This is a genomic window from Enterobacter sp. PL1 (assembly GCF_945957325.1).
Classification (GTDB): domain Bacteria; phylum Pseudomonadota; class Gammaproteobacteria; order Enterobacterales; family Enterobacteriaceae; genus Enterobacter; species Enterobacter roggenkampii.
On record NZ_CAMFKT010000011.1, the window covers coordinates 13,221 to 30,868 of the forward strand.

General features: G+C 61.4%; 16 protein-coding genes and 1 pseudogene. 11 read left to right on the plus strand and 6 right to left on the minus strand.

The features are described from left to right. Positions 1–4 precede the first annotated feature (4 nt). Complete coding sequence (fepB, locus tag N6P30_RS11780) at positions 5–964, minus strand: Fe2+-enterobactin ABC transporter substrate-binding protein (RefSeq protein ID WP_023293061.1); 960 nt, start codon at positions 962–964, stop codon at positions 5–7. Positions 965–1,152: 188 nt separating this feature from the next. Between fepB and entC the strand changes: the two genes are divergently transcribed. From entC to N6P30_RS11815, 7 genes are all read left to right on the plus strand, one after another. After that, the gene (gene entC / locus N6P30_RS11785; RefSeq protein WP_023293060.1) at positions 1,153–2,328 is read left to right on the plus strand and encodes an isochorismate synthase EntC; all 1,176 of its coding nucleotides are present in this window, start codon (positions 1,153–1,155) and stop codon (positions 2,326–2,328) included. Between the two features lie 9 nt (positions 2,329–2,337). Further along, on the plus strand, positions 2,338–3,948 hold the full coding sequence (entE, locus tag N6P30_RS11790) for a (2,3-dihydroxybenzoyl)adenylate synthase EntE (RefSeq protein WP_023293059.1): 1,611 nt from the start codon (positions 2,338–2,340) through the stop codon (positions 3,946–3,948). A gap of 10 nt (positions 3,949–3,958) precedes the next feature. Beyond that, a complete protein-coding gene (locus N6P30_RS11795; protein ID WP_023293058.1) occupies positions 3,959–4,813 on the plus strand; it encodes an isochorismatase in 855 nt (284 codons plus the stop codon). Continuing rightward, complete coding sequence (entA, locus tag N6P30_RS11800) at positions 4,813–5,565, plus strand: 2,3-dihydro-2,3-dihydroxybenzoate dehydrogenase EntA (protein WP_032663971.1); 753 nt, start codon at positions 4,813–4,815, stop codon at positions 5,563–5,565. Before N6P30_RS11795 ends, entA begins: the two co-directional genes overlap by 1 nt. Then, positions 5,566–5,979: a proofreading thioesterase EntH gene (gene entH, locus N6P30_RS11805; RefSeq protein ID WP_008500995.1), complete on the plus strand. Its 414-nt coding sequence runs from the start codon at positions 5,566–5,568 to the stop codon at positions 5,977–5,979. A gap of 145 nt (positions 5,980–6,124) precedes the next feature. Then, positions 6,125–8,230, plus strand: coding sequence for a pyruvate/proton symporter CstA (gene cstA / locus N6P30_RS11810; RefSeq protein ID WP_023293056.1), 2,106 nt, complete (start codon positions 6,125–6,127; stop codon positions 8,228–8,230). A 59-nt stretch (positions 8,231–8,289) separates the two neighbouring features. Next, positions 8,290–8,487: a YbdD/YjiX family protein gene (locus N6P30_RS11815; RefSeq protein WP_006809671.1), complete on the plus strand. Its 198-nt coding sequence runs from the start codon at positions 8,290–8,292 to the stop codon at positions 8,485–8,487. Here N6P30_RS11815 and N6P30_RS11820 read toward each other — a convergent pair. The 4 genes and pseudogenes from N6P30_RS11820 to N6P30_RS11835 all read right to left on the minus strand — a co-directional run bounded on the left by N6P30_RS11820 (position 8,484) and on the right by N6P30_RS11835 (position 11,238). Beyond that, positions 8,484–8,888: pseudogene (locus N6P30_RS11820) on the minus strand (helix-turn-helix domain-containing protein). The gene N6P30_RS11815 and the pseudogene N6P30_RS11820 sit on opposite strands and share 4 nt — an antisense overlap. After that, positions 8,869–9,165, minus strand: coding sequence for a type II toxin-antitoxin system RelE family toxin (locus tag N6P30_RS11825; protein WP_023293053.1), 297 nt, complete (start codon positions 9,163–9,165; stop codon positions 8,869–8,871). Before N6P30_RS11825 ends, N6P30_RS11820 begins: the two are co-directional and overlap by 20 nt. Before the next feature lie 183 nt (positions 9,166–9,348). After that, positions 9,349–10,092, minus strand: a complete 744-nt coding sequence (locus N6P30_RS11830; RefSeq protein ID WP_008500999.1) for an SDR family NAD(P)-dependent oxidoreductase — start codon at positions 10,090–10,092, stop codon at positions 9,349–9,351. A 57-nt stretch (positions 10,093–10,149) separates the two neighbouring features. After that, positions 10,150–11,238, minus strand: a complete 1,089-nt coding sequence (locus N6P30_RS11835; RefSeq protein WP_021242605.1) for an oxidoreductase — start codon at positions 11,236–11,238, stop codon at positions 10,150–10,152. A gap of 159 nt (positions 11,239–11,397) precedes the next feature. On the opposite strand from N6P30_RS11835, the gene N6P30_RS11840 reads away from it, so the two are divergent. The 4 genes from N6P30_RS11840 (at position 11,398) to N6P30_RS11855 (ending at position 16,301) form a co-directional block, all read left to right on the plus strand. Beyond that, a complete protein-coding gene (locus N6P30_RS11840) occupies positions 11,398–12,900 on the plus strand; it encodes a sugar ABC transporter ATP-binding protein (RefSeq protein ID WP_023293052.1) in 1,503 nt (500 codons plus the stop codon). Next, on the plus strand, positions 12,897–13,892 hold the full coding sequence (locus tag N6P30_RS11845; protein WP_023293051.1) for an ABC transporter permease: 996 nt from the start codon (positions 12,897–12,899) through the stop codon (positions 13,890–13,892). The genes N6P30_RS11840 and N6P30_RS11845 overlap by 4 nt, the downstream gene beginning before the upstream one ends. Positions 13,893–13,911: 19 nt before the next feature. Beyond that, entirely contained in the window at positions 13,912–14,976 is a 1,065-nt protein-coding gene (locus tag N6P30_RS11850) for a sugar ABC transporter substrate-binding protein (RefSeq protein ID WP_021242602.1), read from the plus strand. An 83-nt stretch (positions 14,977–15,059) separates the two neighbouring features. After that, positions 15,060–16,301, plus strand: coding sequence for an LVIVD repeat-containing protein (locus N6P30_RS11855; RefSeq protein WP_023293050.1), 1,242 nt, complete (start codon positions 15,060–15,062; stop codon positions 16,299–16,301). An 87-nt stretch (positions 16,302–16,388) separates the two neighbouring features. Here the strand turns inward: N6P30_RS11855 and mtnK are convergent, their stop codons facing one another. After that, complete coding sequence (mtnK, locus tag N6P30_RS11860; protein WP_032663969.1) at positions 16,389–17,588, minus strand: S-methyl-5-thioribose kinase; 1,200 nt, start codon at positions 17,586–17,588, stop codon at positions 16,389–16,391. Positions 17,589–17,648: the final 60 nt, after the last annotated feature.

A 17,648-nucleotide genomic window follows, 5' to 3' on the forward strand; every position in this document is an offset into this window, starting at 1 on the left:
GGCATTACCCGAAAATTGCCTCTAAACGCTGCAACACCAACATCGCGCTGTAATAATCCAGGCGGAACGTCTCGGTTCCCAACGCCCACACGCGCTTGTTTTTCACCGACGGCAGGTGCGCCAGCAGCGGGTTAGCGTAAATCGCCGCCACGTCTTTCTCGTCGCCGGCAAACACAAACAGCCCTTCGCCGTTCAGCCCCGTCGCCAGGTTTTCACCGCCCAGCTGGATAATGTCGTGGCGCTTGCCCTGGCTTGTTGAGGTCTGCAACCCGGCAGGCAGGTCCGCCAGCGTAAAGCCCAGCTGGTGCAGCAGTTTGCCCTGCGCCGATTCGGCGGTCCAAAGGTTGGCGGAATGCGCGGCGGCGGTGTAGACGATGGCGTTCACCGGCTGCGGCGGCAGCGTCATCTGCTGTTTCACCTGCGCGAGCTGTTTATCAAACGCGGCAATGCGCCCGGCGGCCTGCTTTTCGTGTCCGGTGATCGCGCCCAGCTGGGTCAGCAGCGCCTGCCAGCTCTTGTCGTCGTAGTTGATGATAAGCGTCGGCGCAATGGCGGAAAGCTGATCGTACAGCGCCAGCGCGGAATCCCCGCCGGTGGCGCTGATCAAAATCAGGTCAGGCATTTGCGCGGCCACCGCTTCAGCGCTCGGCTCGCCGATATACAGCCGGGCAACCTTGCGCTGCTTCGCGATATCGCCCCACTGGCGCAGGAAACCCTGTCCATCCGCCACGCGGTTGTTCGGCGTGGTCGCGCCGCTGGCGACGACCGGTGCGTCAATGGCCAACAGGGAGCCGGTTAAGGTCACGCTGGTGGAGACAATGCGCGTCGGTTTGCTCTCAAGCGTGTGAACGCCGCGGCTGTCGGTCACCTGACGGGGCCAGTCGGCGGCAGCGGCTGAGGTAAGTCCTAAAACAAAAAGTGATAATAAAAGCAGGGGATTACGGAAAACGGCAGGGAATTTCACAGCGCGGGATCCTGTTTTTGTTGGAGATAATGCTTCTCATTTTCATATTTGCCGCAACGGGATGCAAGCTTTTGTCGCGCAAGTTATTTGCCCGACGGTTGACAGCGAAGCGATGTGGGATTAGGTTAGCCGACGAAAATATAAATGATAATCATTATTGCTTCTTTTATCATTTTGAGGAGGATGATATGGATACGTCCCTGGCTGAGGAAGTTCAGCACGCCGCAACCACGCTGGAATCAGACCGTTTTTTCTTTATGTCGCCTTACCGCAGCTTTACCACGTCCGGCTGCTTTTCCCGCTTCAGTGAACCCGCCGTCGGCGGTGACGATCCGGCGGGTCGCTTCCAGCAAAAATTAGCCCAGGCCTTCCGCACGGCAAAAGCCAGCGGTATTGCTCACCCGGTGATGGTGGGGGCGATCCCGTTCGATACCCGCAAGCCCTCGTCGCTGTTTATTCCGCAACGCTGGGAGACCTTTTCCCGTCCCGCACGTCAGCAGTCCGCACGCTATTTTTCCGGCGCGCAGGCCCTGAAGGTGGCACAACGCGCCGAGATCCCGCCGCAGCCCGTCTTCGAAGAGATGGTCGCTCGCGCCGCGTCGCTGACCGCCACGCCGCAGGTGAACAAGGTGGTCCTGTCGCGCCTGATTGATATCGCGACCGACAAACGCCTGGACAGCGGCGCTCTGATGGAGCGCCTGATCGCCCAGAACCCGGCGAGCTTCAACTTCCACGTGCCGCTGGAAGACGGCGGGGTGTTGCTGGGCGCCAGCCCGGAGCTGCTGCTGCGCAAAGAGGGGGCGCACTTTAGCTCGCTGCCGCTGGCGGGCTCCGCGCGCCGTCAGCCTGACGATGTGCTGGATCGCGAGGCGGGCAACAAGCTGCTGGCCTCCGAAAAGGACCGTCACGAGCACGACCTGGTCACCCAGGCGATGAAGGCCATTCTGGCACCGCGCAGCCACCATCTCAGCATGCCTGATTCTCCTCAGTTGATTACCACGCCGACGCTGTGGCATCTGGCAACGCCGGTAGAAGGCGAGGCGCGTGAAAACGAGAACGCCCTGACGCTGGCCTGCCTGCTGCACCCGACCCCGGCGCTGAGCGGCTTCCCGCATCAGGCGGCGAAAGAGCTGATTGCCGAGCTGGAGCCGTTCGACCGCGAGCTGTTCGGCGGCATCGTTGGCTGGTGCGACAGCGAAGGCAACGGCGAGTGGGTGGTGACCATCCGCTGCGCGCGTCTTCGCGAAAATACCGTTCGCCTGTTTGCCGGTGCGGGCATTGTGCCTGCCTCCTCCCCGGTGGGCGAGTGGCGCGAGACGGGCGTGAAGCTCTCCACCATGCTTAACGTTTTTGGTTTGCACTAAGGAAGACTCATGACCATTCCCTTTACCCGCTGGCCTGAGGATTTTGCCCGCCGCTACCGTGAAAAAGGCTACTGGCAGGATCTGCCGTTGACCCACATCCTGACGGATCGGGCGGACAGCGATGCGGTGGCGATTATCGATGGCGATCGCCGCATTACCTACCGCGCGCTGAATCAGGCCGTAAGCAACCTGGCCTCAGCCCTTCAGGCGCGAGGATTGCAGCGCGGCGAGACGGCGCTGGTGCAGCTTGGCAACGTGGCCGAGTTCTACATGACCTTCTTCGCGCTGCTGCAAATCGGCGTCGCGCCGGTGAACGCGCTCTTTAGCCATCAGCGCAGCGAACTCAACGCCTACGCGGCGCAGATCAAACCCGCCGTGCTGATCGCCGATCGCGACCACGCGCTGTTTGCGGGCGATGACTTCCTCAACGCTTTCGTGGGTGAACACCGTTCGGTACGCGTCGTCCTGCTTCGCGGTGACGGGGGCGAGCATGCGCTGGAGGCGGCGATTACCCGCCCGGCGGACAATTTTATTGCCAACCCGACGCCCGCCGACGAGGTGGCGTTTTTCCAGCTCTCCGGCGGCAGCACCGGCACGCCGAAGCTGATCCCGCGAACGCACAACGACTATGACTACAGCATTCGTCGCAGCAACGAGATCTGCGGCATTACCGCCGAAACGCGTTACCTGAACGCGCTGCCCGCGGCGCACAACTACGCCATGAGCTCGCCGGGGTCGTTAGGCGTCTTTACCGCGGGCGGCTGCGTGGTGCTGGCGAACGATCCGAGCGCCACGCTCTGCTTCCCGCTGATTGAACAGCATCAGATTAACGTCACCTCGCTGGTGCCGCCTGCCGTCAGCCTCTGGCTGCAGGCGATTGCCGACGGGGCGGACAGCGCGCAGCTTAAATCACTGAAGCTGCTGCAGGTGGGCGGCGCGCGCCTTTCCGCCACGCTCGCGGCGCGTATTCCGGCGGAAATTGGCTGCCAGCTGCAGCAGGTGTTCGGCATGGCGGAAGGGCTGGTGAACTACACCGCGCTCGACGACGCCCCGGAACGCATCATCAACACCCAGGGCCGCCCGATGTGCCCGGACGACGAAGTGTGGGTGGCGGACGAGCACGGCAACCCGCTGCCGCGTGGGGAGGTCGGACGCCTGATGACGCGCGGCCCGTACACCTTCCGCGGCTATTTCAACAGCCCGGAACACAACGCCAGCGCCTTCGACGCCGACGGCTTTTACTGCTCCGGGGATCTGATCGCCATTGACGAGCAGGGCTACATCACCGTGCAGGGGCGCGAGAAAGATCAGATCAACCGCGGCGGCGAGAAGATCGCCGCCGAGGAGATCGAAAACCTGCTGCTGCGCCATGAGTCGGTGATCCACGCCGCGCTGGTGAGCATGGAGGACAGCCTGCTGGGCGAGAAGAGCTGCGCGTATCTGGTGGTGAAACAGCCCCTGCGCGCGGTCGAGGTGCGTCGCTTCCTGCGCGAGCAGGGCGTCGCCGAATTTAAGCTGCCGGACCGCGTGGAGAGCGTGGATGCGCTCCCGCTGACGCCGGTCGGCAAAGTTGATAAGAAACAGTTGCGCCTGTGGCTTGCTGAACGCGCCCGGGGCTGAGGAAAAGAGTATGGCCATTCCAAAATTAACCGCTTACGCGCTGCCGACCGCCGCAGAGTTGCCGACCAGCAAGGTGAACTGGGCGTTTGAACCGGAGCGCGCCGCGCTGCTGATCCACGATATGCAGGAGTATTTCCTGAACTTCTGGGGTGAAAATAGCGACATGATGCAGCAGGTAGTCGCGAACATCGCCAGACTGCGCGCGTACTGCAAAGAACACAATATTCCGGTGTACTACACCGCGCAGCCGAAAGAGCAGAGCGATGAAGACCGCGCCCTCCTGAACGACATGTGGGGGCCGGGCCTGACCCGCTCGCCGGAGCAGCAGCGCATCGTGGCTGAACTGACGCCGGACGAAGCGGACACCGTGCTGGTGAAGTGGCGCTACAGCGCGTTTCACCGCTCGCCGCTGGAGCAGATGCTGAAGGAGACCGGCCGCAACCAGCTGCTGATTACCGGCGTTTACGCCCACATCGGCTGCATGACCACCGCCACAGATGCCTTTATGCGCGACATCAAGCCGTTCTTTATTGCCGACGCGCTGGCGGACTTCACCCGCGACGAGCACCTGATGTCGCTGAAATACGTGGCAGGACGTTCTGGCCGCGTGGTGATGACCGACGAGCTGCTGCCGTCCGTTCCGGCAACGAAAGCCGCGCTGCGCGCGCTGATCCTGCCGCTGCTGGACGAGTCCGACGAGCCGATGGATGACGAAAACCTGATCGACTACGGCCTGGATTCAGTGCGCATGATGGCGCTGGCCGCCCGCTGGCGCAAAGTACACGGCGATATCGATTTCGTGATGCTGGCCAAAAATCCCACACTCGACGCCTGGTGGGCGCTGCTCTCCCGCGAGGTGAAGTGATGGTGTTTGATTTCACCGGTAAAACCGTCTGGGTGACGGGCGCGGGGAAGGGGATTGGCTACGCGACGGCGCTGGCGTTTGCCGAAGCCGGCGCGCAGGTGACCGGCTTCGATCTGGCCTTCCCGCAGGATGATTATCCGTTTGCCACCGAAACGCTGGACGTGGCGGATGCCGGGCAGGTGCATGAGGTGTGCGGGCGCGTGCTGGCTTCGCTCGACCGCCTGGACGTGCTGGTCAACGCGGCGGGCATTCTGCGCATGGGGGCGACGGACCAGCTTTCGCAGGAAGACTGGCAGGATACCTTTGCGGTCAACGTCGGCGGCGCATTCAACCTGTTCCAGCAGACCATGGGCCAGTTCCGCCGTCAGCAGGGCGGGGCGATTGTTACCGTGGCGTCCGACGCGGCGCACGCGCCGCGCATCGGCATGAGCGCCTATGGCGCATCGAAAGCGGCGCTGAAAAGCCTGGCCCTGACCGTCGGGCTGGAGCTGGCGGGCAGCGGCGTGCGCTGTAACCTGGTGTCGCCAGGCTCAACGGACACCGATATGCAACGCACCCTGTGGAAAAGCGACGATGCGGAGCAGCAGCGCATTCGCGGCTTCGGCGAGCAGTTTAAGCTCGGTATCCCGCTGGGCAAAATTGCCCGCCCGCAGGAGATAGCTGCGACCGTGCTGTTCCTTGCCTCCGATGCCGCCAGCCATATCACCCTGCAGGATATCGTGGTGGACGGCGGCTCCACGCTGGGGGCGTAAATGATCTGGAAACGTCATTTATCGCTTGAGGAGCTGAACGCCACCAGCGTGAATACCCTGGTGGCGAACCTGGGCATCGTCTATACCCGCCTCGGGGATGACGCCCTGGAAGCGGAGATGCCGGTGGATGCGCGTACCCATCAGCCGTTTGGCCTGCTGCACGGCGGGGCGTCGGCGGCGCTGGCGGAAACGCTCGGCTCAATGGCCGGATTTCTGATGACCCGCGACGGGCAGAGCGTGGTGGGCACGGAGCTGAACGCCACGCATCATCGGGCGGTATCCCACGGCAAGGTTCGCGGCGTGTGTCAGCCGCTGCATCTTGGGCGTTCGAGCCAGAGCTGGGAGATTGGGGTCTTCGACGAGCAGGGGCGGCGGTGCTGTACCTGCCGGTTGAGTACGATGGTGTTGGGCTAACTCAGATCAAAGTGATCGGCTTAACACTGTGGTGTAAATCTCTGGTTTGACCACGCATTATTGCGTTTCAAAGTTGTTAAATTTTTCCGGTTGTTCTAGAAACAAAATGTAACATCTCACTGTTTCACGACAACGGACAACAACTATGAACAACTCAGGGAAATACCTTACATGGGCAGGGCTCTCCGTTGTGGGAGCTTTTGCCCTGGGCTATATCGCCCTCAACCGAGGGGAGCAGATCAACGCGCTCTGGATCGTCGTTGCCTCGGTCTGCGTTTACCTGATCGCCTATCGTTTTTATGGCCGCTATATCGCCAAGAACGTCCTGGGCGTTGATGCAACGCGCATGACGCCTGCCGTCCGCCATAACGACGGTCTGGACTATGTGCCGACCGACAAGAAAGTGCTGTTCGGTCACCATTTTGCGGCGATTGCCGGGGCAGGCCCGCTGGTGGGGCCGGTGCTGGCGGCGCAGATGGGTTACCTGCCGGGGATGATCTGGATCCTCGCCGGGGTGGTGCTGGCGGGGGCGGTGCAGGACTTTATGGTGCTGTTCGTCTCTACCCGCCGCGACGGACGTTCGCTGGGTGAGCTGGTGAAAGAGGAGATGGGGGCCACTGCCGGGGTGATTGCGCTGGTGGCGACCTTTATGATCATGGTGATTATCCTCGCGGTGCTGGCGATGATTGTGGTGAAAGCGCTGACCCACAGCCCGTGGGGGACGTACACCGTTGCCTTTACCATTCCGCTGGCGCTGTTCATGGGGATCTACATCCGCTACCTGCGTCCGGGCCGCATTGGTGAAGTGTCGGTGATTGGCCTGGTATTCCTGGTGTTCGCCATTATCTCCGGCGGCTGGGTGGCGGAAAGCCCGACCTGGGCCCCGTTCTTCGACTTTACCGGCGTACAGCTGACCTGGATGCTGGTGGGCTACGGCTTTGTGGCGGCGGTGCTGCCGGTATGGCTCCTGCTGGCCCCGCGTGACTACCTCTCTACCTTCCTGAAAATCGGCACCATCGTCGGGCTGGCAATCGGTATTCTGATTATGCGCCCAACGCTGACCATGCCGGCATTAACCAAATTTATCGACGGTACCGGCCCGGTCTGGACCGGCAACCTGTTCCCGTTCCTGTTTATTACCATTGCCTGCGGTGCGGTGTCGGGCTTCCACGCGCTGATTGCCTCCGGGACCACGCCGAAGATGCTGGCCAACGAGAATCAGGCCTGCCTGATTGGCTACGGCGGCATGCTGATGGAGTCCTTCGTGGCGATTATGGCGCTGGTATCCGCCTGTATTATCGACCCGGGCGTTTACTTTGCGATGAACAGCCCGATGGCGGTACTGGCCCCGGCCGGAACCGTTGACGTGGTAGCGTCTGCCGCGCAGGTGGTGAGCGGCTGGGGCTTTGCCATTACCCCGGAAACGCTGACGCATATCGCCAGCGAAGTGGGCGAGCAGTCGATTATCTCCCGCGCGGGCGGGGCGCCGACGCTGGCGGTCGGCATGGCGTATATTCTCCACGGCGCGCTGGGCGGGCTGATGGACGTGTCGTTCTGGTATCACTTCGCCATTCTGTTTGAAGCGCTGTTTATCCTGACGGCGGTGGATGCGGGAACCCGTGCGGCGCGCTTTATGCTGCAGGATCTGCTGGGCGTCATCTCCCCGAACCTGAAGCGGACCGACTCGCTCCCGGCTAACCTGCTGGCGACGGCGCTGTGCGTGCTGGCGTGGGGCTATTTCCTGCATCAGGGCGTGGTCGATCCGCTGGGCGGGATTAACACCCTGTGGCCGCTGTTCGGCATCGCCAACCAGATGCTGGCGGGCATGGCGCTGATGCTCTGTGCGGTGGTGCTGTTCAAGATGAAGCGCCAGCGCTATGCGTGGGTGGCGCTGGTGCCGACCGCGTGGCTGCTGATTTGTACCCTGACGGCGGGCTGGCAGAAGGCCTTCAGCCCGGACAACAAGGTGGGCTTCCTGGCGATTGCCAACAAGTTCCAGGCGATGATCGACAGCGGCAAGATCCCGGCGCAGTACACCGAATCGCAGCTGTCGCAGCTGGTGTTTAACAACCGTCTGGACGCCGGGCTGACCATCTTCTTTATGGTGGTGGTCGTGGTGCTGGCGTTGTATTCTCTCAGGACCGCGCTGGCGGCGTTGAAAGTCGACGCGCCAACGGCGAAAGAGACGCCGTATGAGCCCATGCCTGAAAACCTGGAAGAGATTGTGACCCAGGCGAAAGGGGCGCACTAACCTTTGTGCCGGGTGGCGCTAGCGCTTACCCGGCCTACATTTCTTGTGAGATCAGAACTATGTTCGACACCCTTTCCAAAGCCGGTAAGTACCTGGGCCAGGCCGCCAAAATGATGATTGGCGTGCCGGACTACGACAACTACGTCGAGCATATGCGCGTCAATCATCCAGACCAGACGCCCATGACCTACGAAGAATTTTTCCGCGACCGCCAGGACGCCCGCTACGGCGGCAAGGGCGGGGCGAAGTGCTGTTAACCCTCTTTCGGGAGATAGAGGCTGATCTGCTCCTGCTTACAGCCGTAGATCGCCGCCAGCTTTTCGCGGGTGCGCTTTTGCGGACGGGAGTCCAGCGCTTCCAGCTGTGACACGGCGGACTGGCTGATGCCGAGTTTCTCCGCCACCTCCTGCTGGGATAGCCCGCGCAGGATACGCCACGCGGCCTGCAGGCTGACGTTCTGCCAGGTCATGATGCTGCACACGTCTCCGGGCAATTCCACGTCATCCAGACTATCGTGTTCGACCTCAATATCCTCCAGATCGTCATCGGTTTAGTCGTCGATCTCTGCCATCTGTGAGCACATGCGGAAGTATTCGTGATAAGGAATAACCACATACTGCGTTTTACCGTTATCGTCCTTAATTAGCTGAACAGCCATAGGTGGCTTTCTCCTCATGCAGGTAAGTCGTTGAAGTTCTGCGCTTGACGGCTAAAACATAACAATGGTTATCGGGATCGTCCCGAAGCGTATAGATGATGCGGTAATCGCCAACGCGTAGCCGGAAATGATTTTCTGTCGCCGATATTTTTTTGATATCGGGCCGGGGTGCCGAGAGGTCATCCAGTTCGGCAAGCTTTACCTCAATGCGGCGTTGATACCGCTCGTCAATTCTGGAAAAAGCTTTTTTTGCACCATTAGACCAGACAATCTTCATCCGTACCTCCACTGTACGCCCACACAAATTATAAGGAAATAATAAGACTATTAGATAAATTCCGAATTTCTTATGAGGTACTGTAGAGCGGACATAAAACGGAAGTAAGCGGTAAAAAGCGAAACATCGAGGCGGCTCGACAAGGCCTCTGCCGGGCGACAGAGGCTTGCAGAAAAGGTGCGATCAGGCGTTCAACCCGCCGTCGACATCCAGCCCTGTGCCGGAGATCTGCCCGGCGGCCGGGCTGGCAAGGAAGGTGACCGCCGCCGCGATATCTTCCGGCTGGCCGTAGTGGCCGACCGCGATCATCTGGCGCTGGGCTTCCGCCTGTTCGCCGTCTTCCGGGTTCATATCGCTGTTGGTGGGGCCGGGATGCACCAGGTTAACGGTAATGCCGCGCGGGCCCAGATCGCGCGCCAGGCCGCGAGTGAGGGAGTTAAGGGCAGACTTGGTCATCGAGTAAACGGCAATGCCCGGCATCGCCACGCGGTTCGCCAGACAGCTGCCGATGTTTATGATGCGCCCGCCGTCGGACATGTGCACCAGTGCTTCCTGAATGGCGATCACCACGCCACGAATGTTGACGTTGATCAGCGCGTCGATGTCCGCCAGGGTCATGGACTCCAGCGGGCCGCCGCGCGCGATACCCGCGTTGTTGACCAGAATATCCAGCCCGCCAAGGGAACGCGCTGCATGGGTGACGGCATCCTGAATCGCCTGCGCGCTGGCGCTGTCGGCCTGAATCGCTTCGCCGTGCCGCCCAAGCGCCTTAATTTCATCGGCGACCGCCTGGGCTTTATCGGCGGATTTTTCATACGTAATAACCACATCGGCACCGGCGCGTGCCAGCGACAGCGCGATAGCCCGACCCAATCCACGGCTGGCGCCGGTAACCAGCGCCTTTTTACCTGTTAAATCGATCTGCATGATGACCTCGTGACGAGAGTGGTGAGAATCATCATTAGGTATAGCCTGTCGGCGCGATTAACGGCTGAAGGATTCCACCTTCTCAAACGCGGCGCGCAGAACGTCGGGCGTTAACGTCACCGGCAGAGAGTGAATTGACTCCACCGGACGCAGGGTGTGGGCTATCACCTTATCCAGCTCGTCACGGTTGTGAATATCGACGTCCAGCGCGCGAAGCGTGGTCGGCAGGTTAAAGCGGCGGTACGCCGCCACCAGCTGCGCCAGCACGTCGTCCTGGCCGAGCAGGGCGCTCTGAACCAGAATGCCGTAGGCCACCTTGGTGCCGTGCAGGTATTTTTCCGTCTGCGGCAGCACGGTTAGGCCGTTGTGCACCGCATGCGCCGCCGCCACGCGGGTATAGCGCTCGCCCAGACCGCCGACCATCCCGCCGCCGGCGATAATCGCGTCCACCACGTCCCGGAACGCCTGCGTCTGTTCGCCGCGCTGCTGGTCGGCCAGCGCTTCCTCACTGTGTTCCAGCAGCACGTCGCGGATCGCCAGCGCGCCGTTAAGGCCAAGCCGCACGGTCAGCGGCAGGTTCTCCGGCTCAGGTGCCAACACCACCGCTTCGTACCACTTCGCCAGCGTATCGCCGATACCCGCCAGCAGGTATTCGGCCGGGGCGTTGAGAATGATCTGCGGCTCCACCAGCACCAGGAAGTTGGCGTCATCGAAGATCTCAAACTGCAGCGCCTGACCGGCATCGTTGTACCAGACGGAGAGTGGCGTCCACGCCGCGCAGGTGGCAGCAATGGTGGGGATGCCCACGAACGGCACCCCCAGACGACGCGCTACGGCCTTGACCGTATCCAGCACCGCGCCGCCGCCGACGCCAATCACCACGCTGGCGTCGCTGCCGGATTCGTCCACCAGATGGGTGACGTCGCGCTCGCTGCAGTGGCCTTTAAAAAGCAGGTGTTTCGCTCCCGGCGCGTGAAAGCTCTCCGGCAGGAACGGGCGCGCGCCGTCGATAGCGTGCTCGCCGTAAATCCACACCGCGCGGGAAAGCTGCTCCGGGGTAAAGAAGTCATTCAGACGCGCAAGGCTTCCGGAATGGGAGAAGTAGTTCGCCGGGCCAGGCACGACGCGGATATCGGTGTTGCTCATGGTGTTGTCCTTTTTTAGCAAGCGCTAACCCGATGTTATGTCTGGACATCCGGATGGCTAATAATATTTCGCTTTAACTTATGCCTTTTCCGTCGTTGTCAGTCAACCGGAGCTGTGAAAAATTCGATAAATCAGAAAAGTTATGAAGGATTTACGCGGATGGTTTCCAGTCGCCTTGAGATGCGCGGTATCAGCCTGGCCTTTTCCGGCTTTCAGGCGCTGTCGCGCGTGAACTTCACCTTAACCGGCGGATCGGTACATGCGCTGACCGGCGCCAACGGCGCGGGGAAATCGACGCTGATGGCGGTGCTGTGCGGGACGCACGACCACTATGAAGGCGAAATCTCCATCAATAACCAGCCGGTAAGCATCCGCGAGCCGCTGGACGCCAAACGGCTGGGGATCCACCTCGTGCAGCAGGAGGTGGACGTGGCGCTGATCCCGGGATTAAGCATCGCCGAGAACATCATGCTCGACCAGCTGGCGCAGCCGGGGCATCGCTTCAGCTGGCGCGCCGTCCGCCAGCAGGCGAGACAGGCGCTGGCGCAGCTGGATGTTTCTCTGGACGTTCGCCGCTCCATCGACAGCTGCACGCTTGCCGAAAAGCAGCAGATTTTGCTGGCGCGCGCCCTGTCACACCACTGCCGTTTTCTCATTCTTGATGAGCCCACCGCGCCGCTGGACGCGCACGAGAGCGAGCGCCTGTTTGCCGTGGTGAGACGGTTAAAGCAGCAGGGCATCGGCGTGGTGTTTATCTCCCACCGTATTCACGAGCTGAAGGCCATCTGCGACACCCTGACGGTGCTGCGCGACGGCAAGCTGATTGAGTCCGGCCCGATGGCCGATCTCAGCGGCGAAGCGATCGTCGAGAAGATGCTCGGCCACGTGCTGAGCGATATCTATCCGCCCGCGCGGCCGCCGCACGGCGACGAAACGCTGCTGCGGGTTGAAGGGCTGCACGACGACGCGCTGCTGAAAGATATCTCGCTGCACCTGCGCAAGGGCGAAATTCTCGGCATTGCCGGGCTGGCGGGCGCGGGCAAAACCGAACTCTGTAAGGCGCTGTTTGGCGCCAGCAAAAGCCGCGTCGCGAACGGCGAGCTGAACCATCAGGACTGGAAACCGCGCGACCCGGCGGACTCGGTGCTGCGCGGCCTGGCGCTGGTGCCGGAAGAGCGGCGCAAAGAGGGCATTTTTATCGACGAGCCGGTAAGCATGAACCTTGCCGTGTGCGCCGATAACAGCTTCTCGCGCTGGAGCCTGTTCGGCCATCGTCAGGCGTGGCGCTGGGCGGAGGAGGTGATCGCCCGCGTCGGCGTTCGTGCGCGTGGGCCGGGACAGGTGCTGCGTCGCTTATCTGGCGGCAACCAGCAGAAGGTCGCCATCGGCAAGTGGCTGCGCAATGACGCGAGCGTGCTGATCTTCGACGAGCCGACCAAAGGCGTGGACGTGAAGGCCAAAACCGATCTGTTCCAGCTGATAGACGGCCTGGCGCGCGAGGGCAAAGGGGTGATTTACGCCTCGGGCGAATTTGCCGAACTGGTCGGGCTGTGCGACCGCATCTGCGTGCTGTGGGACGGGCGCATCGTGGCGGAGATCGCCGGGGCCGAGGCCCGTGAAGAGACACTACTTTATTATTCAACCGGAGGAACGGCGTCGTGAGCAAGGCCCTTTCAGTAAACGCGACGGCGTCTGGCCGTCAGCAGATTTTCGATTTTCTCTACAAGTGGGGCATGCTGTTAACCGTCGTCGCGCTGGTGGCCGTCTTTGGCCTGGTGTCGGACAGCTTCCTCGATCCGAACAACATCATCAATATTCTGCGCTCGATTGCCATCGTGACGGTGATTGCCATCGGCGTGTCGATTTCATTGACCATCGGCGGGTTCGATCTCTCCGTGGGGTCTACCGCGTCGCTGGCGAACGCGCTGGTGATTTCCCTTTTCGTCTGGCACGGCTTTGGCACCACCGAGTCGATTCTGATCACCCTCGCGCTCTGCACGCTGGTGGGGCTGTTTAACGCCTTTCTGATCGTCATCCTGCGCATTCCGGACATGCTCGCGACGCTGGCCAGCCTGTTTGTGATCCAGGGCGTGGCGATGACCTACAGCTACGGCGGGTCGATTACCGAGAACATGGTGCTGCCGAGCGGCGACATGGCGGAAGGCACCATCCCTGCGACGTTCAGCCTGCTGGGACAGGTACCGACTATCGTGATCGTCATGCTGGTGGTGACGGTGCTGGCGCAGCTTGGCCTCTCGTTGACCACTCACGGACGCCGGATGTACGCCATTGGCGGTAACCCGGAAGCGGCGCGTCTCTCGGGGATTCGCACCACCCGCTACAAGGTGGCGGCCTACGTGATTGCCTCCCTGCTGGCGGGCCTGGGCGGGATTTTGCTGGCCTCGCGCATTGGCTCGTCGCAGGTAAACGCGGGCGGCGGTTACCTGATGGATGCGGTGGCGGCGGCGTGGATCGGCTTCTCGCTGGCCGGATCCGGCAAGCCGAATGCCCTGGGCACGCTGGTGGGGGCGGTGATTCTCGGCGTGCTGTCGAACGGGCTGGTGATGCTCTCCGTGCCGTATTACGCCATGGACATTATAAAAGGGCTGGTGCTCGCGGTAGCGCTGGCGATTACCTACATACAAAAACGCTGACAACACAACGGGATAAAAAATGAAAAAGATTGCACTCTCTTTGGTGGCATTAGGGTTATTCACCGCTCTGCCTGGCTTCGCGGCCACGCCCGCACCGCTCCCGGCGGCCATTGCCAACCATGACGGCCCGATCCGCATCGCGGTGATCCGTAACCTCGGCTCAGACGACAACACCACGCAGTTTATTGCCGGGGCCATTCAGGAAGGGAAGAAGCTTGGCTTTAAGGTCAGCACCTTTTTAAGCAACGGGGACGACGCCAAATTCCAGGACTTCGTGAACCAGGCCATCAGCCAGAAGTACGACGGGATTATCCTGTCTCAGGGCCGCGATCCGTACTCCACCGCGCTGGTGAAGAAGGCGGTGGACGCCGGAATTAAGGTTGCCGTGTTTGATACCGCCGTCAACGGCGAGATTCCAGGCGTGACCGTTACCCAACAGGACGATGCCTCTCTGACGAATCTCTCCTTCGGCCAGCTGGCGAAAGATTTCAACGGCAAGGCCAATATCGTCAAGCTGTGGGTAGCGGGCTTCCCGCCGATGGAGCGTCGTCAGGTGGCGTATAAAGAGCTGCAAAAACAGTACCCGGACATCAAAGAGCTGGAGTCTATCGGCGCGGTCTCCTCTGACGTGCAGGGCGACACCGCCAACAAGGTGGGCGCGATCCTCGCGAAATACCCGAAAGGCAAAATCGACGCCATCTGGGGAACCTGGGACGCCTTCAGCCAGGGCGCGTATAAGGCGCTGAAGGAGAACGGCCGTACCGAGATCAAACTCTACAGCATCGACATCTCCAATCAGGATCTGCAGCTGATGCGCGAGCCGGGCAGCCCGTGGAAGGTGAGCGTGGCGGTGGATCCGAAGCTGATTGGCGCGACGAACGTGCGTCTGGTGGCGAACAAGATTGCCGGTGAACCGACCCCGGCCACCTACGATTTTAAAGCCGCGGCTATCCCGCAGGCGCTGCTGACCGCCCAGCCGGGCGCGGTGAACGTGGCGTCGCTGGGGAAAATCATTCCGGGCTGGGGCCAGACGGAAGATTTTATCGCGCCGTGGTTTGCGACGCTGGAAGCCAGGTCAAAATAATGCCCGGTGGCGCTGCGCTTACCGGGCCTACGGTTTGGTAGGCCGGGTAAGGCGCAGCCGCCACCCGGCGAAAGGAGCTCAAGGTGACTCATTTACCCCCTCCCGAATACAGCCGCAATATGCGGCTGATTGGCCATAGCGATCAGGGCGGTCGCCCGGACGGCGTGCAGCTGATGGTGCACCGCGGTTTCGCCTGGATCGGCCATATGGTGTCGCAGGGCTTTTCGATAGTAGACGTGCGCGACCCGAAAAACCCGAAACCCGCGGGCTATGTTCCCGCGCCGCCGGGCACCTGGAACGTGCACCTCCAGGCGCATGACGATCTCCTGCTGGTCATCAACGCCCGGGATCTGTTTGCCGATGCGCGTTTTGCCGACGAGAAGGTCTACTACACCCGGCAGGTGGGCGAGACCGTCAGCGACGTGCAGGACAAAGGCTGGAGCGCCGGGCTTCGCGTGTTTGATATCTCCACGCCGGACGCGCCGCGTGAAATCGGCTTTCTGCCGCTGAGCGGCATTGGCATTCACCGCATCTGGTACGTCGGGGGCCGCTGGGCGTACGTGTCGGCGCTTATTGACGGCTTTACCGACTACATCTTTCTGACGATTGACCTGGCCGACCCGCGTAAGCCTGAGGTGGCAGGGCGCTGGTGGCTGCCGGGGATGAATCAGGCAGAAGGGGAGAAGCCTAACTGGCCGGAAGGGAAACGCTACGCGCTGCACCACGCGATTATTGCCGGCGATACCGCGTACGGCAGCTGGCGCGACGGCGGCCTGACGCTGCTGGACGTGAAGGATCGTACCCAGCCTAAGCTCATTAGCCACCGTAACTGGAGTCCGCCGTTTGGCGGCGGCACGCACACCGCGCTGCCGCTGCCGGACCGCGATCTGCTGGTGGTGCTGGACGAAGCGGTGCTCGATAACCAGGAAGACGGCGAGAAGCTGATCTGGCTGTTTGATATCCGCGAGCCGTCGAACCCGGTCAGCATCTCTACCTTCCCGCAGCCGGATGAAATCGACTACGTGGCGAAAGGGGCGCATTTCGGCCCGCACAACCTGCACGAGAACCGGCCGGGAAGCTTTGTCAGCTCAACGCTGATTTTTGCCACCTATCAGAATGCGGGCGTGCGCGCGTATGACATCTCTAATCCGTATCGGCCGGTTGAAACGGGGGCGCTGGTGCCCGCCGCGCCGGCGAAAATGATGGATACCCGCCCGAATCGCCCGCAGGTGATTCAGTCGTGTGACGTGTTTGTGGATGCGCAGGGAATTATCTACAGCACGGACTATAACGGCGGGCTGTCGGTAATTGAGTATCTGGGGTGAGTTTTTGCCGGGTGGCGGCTTTGCCTTACCCGGCCTACATTTTGCTCTCGTAGGCCCGGTAAGCGCAGCGCCACCGGGCAAACGTTCTCAACTGTACTGCCGCACCCGCGCCACCAGATCTTCCGCGCTGTCGATACGCTCGGCAATCACGATCAGCGCCTTGCCGAGCGTTATCGCGTGGCGCAGGCATTCGTGGCGCATCGCCTCGTCCTGAATGGTGTCGATATCCGCGACGTGGGAAAGCCCGACGCTGCGGCGAATGAGTTCGGTGCCGCAGAAGCCGATGGCGTCATGCCAGACCTTTTTCAGGAACGCGGAGGCATAGCCCGGCGCGCTGAGCGCCGCGTCGCGCGTTTTCTCGTGCGCCAGCGCCTGGAAGCGCTCCGCGAAGGTGTTCCACAGCTCCTGAATATCGGTCAGGCGCTGCTCGCGCGCGGCGGCGGCATCACGAATGCCCAGATGCCCCGGCAGGCCGCAGAAGTTGAGCAGCAGGTTGCCGATGGCGGTGCCGATATCAAAGCCCATCGGGCCAAAATAGCCGAACTCGGCGTCGATGGCCTTCAGGCTGCCGTCGGCCACAAAAATCGAGCCGCTGTGAATGTCTCCGTGCAGCAGGGCTTCAGCCTGAGAAAAGAAACGGTGCTTGAGGGCGGCCACGGCAATTTTCAGCTGGGCGTCGTCGCGCAGCGCGGCGACGTCATTTTCCAGCTCGGCAGGGTAGTTATTGCGCTCATGAACCTGGTACGGATCGTTGAAGAACAGATCTTCGGTGATCTCACACATCTCCGGGTTGATGAATTTCGCCACCTGCGCTTTCTTCTCGTGCGGATGCAGGAAGAAATCGCTGGTGTGGAACAGCGCGTGCGCGAGGTATTCACCCAGCTGACGCGCCGCCTGCGGGTAATAATTATTTTTGATCAGCTCGCCGCGCCAGATGCGATGGCTGGAGAGATCTTCCATCACCATTACCGCCAGTTCCGGGTCAAAGTGGTGGATTTTCACGGTGTGCTGCGGGCTGTGCTGGTAGTGCGCGACCAGCGTTTGCGCCTCCAGACGGGCGCGATCCAGCGTCAGCGGCCAGGACTCGCCGACGCAGCGCACGTAGGGCAGCGCCTGCTTGACGATGATGCGGCTCACGCCCGCGCTGTCGAAAATTTTAAACACCAGATTGAGGTTGCCGTCGCCTACCTCCTGCGCCTCCACCAGCGATGAAGGATCGTCAAGGCCGCCAAACTGCCTGGCATATTCCACGGCGTCCTGAGCGGTAAAGGTACGGTATTGCGACATGGCCTGCTCCTCACGGGTTTGCTAATAAAGACATGTAGACGTCTATACATCTGGATTTCA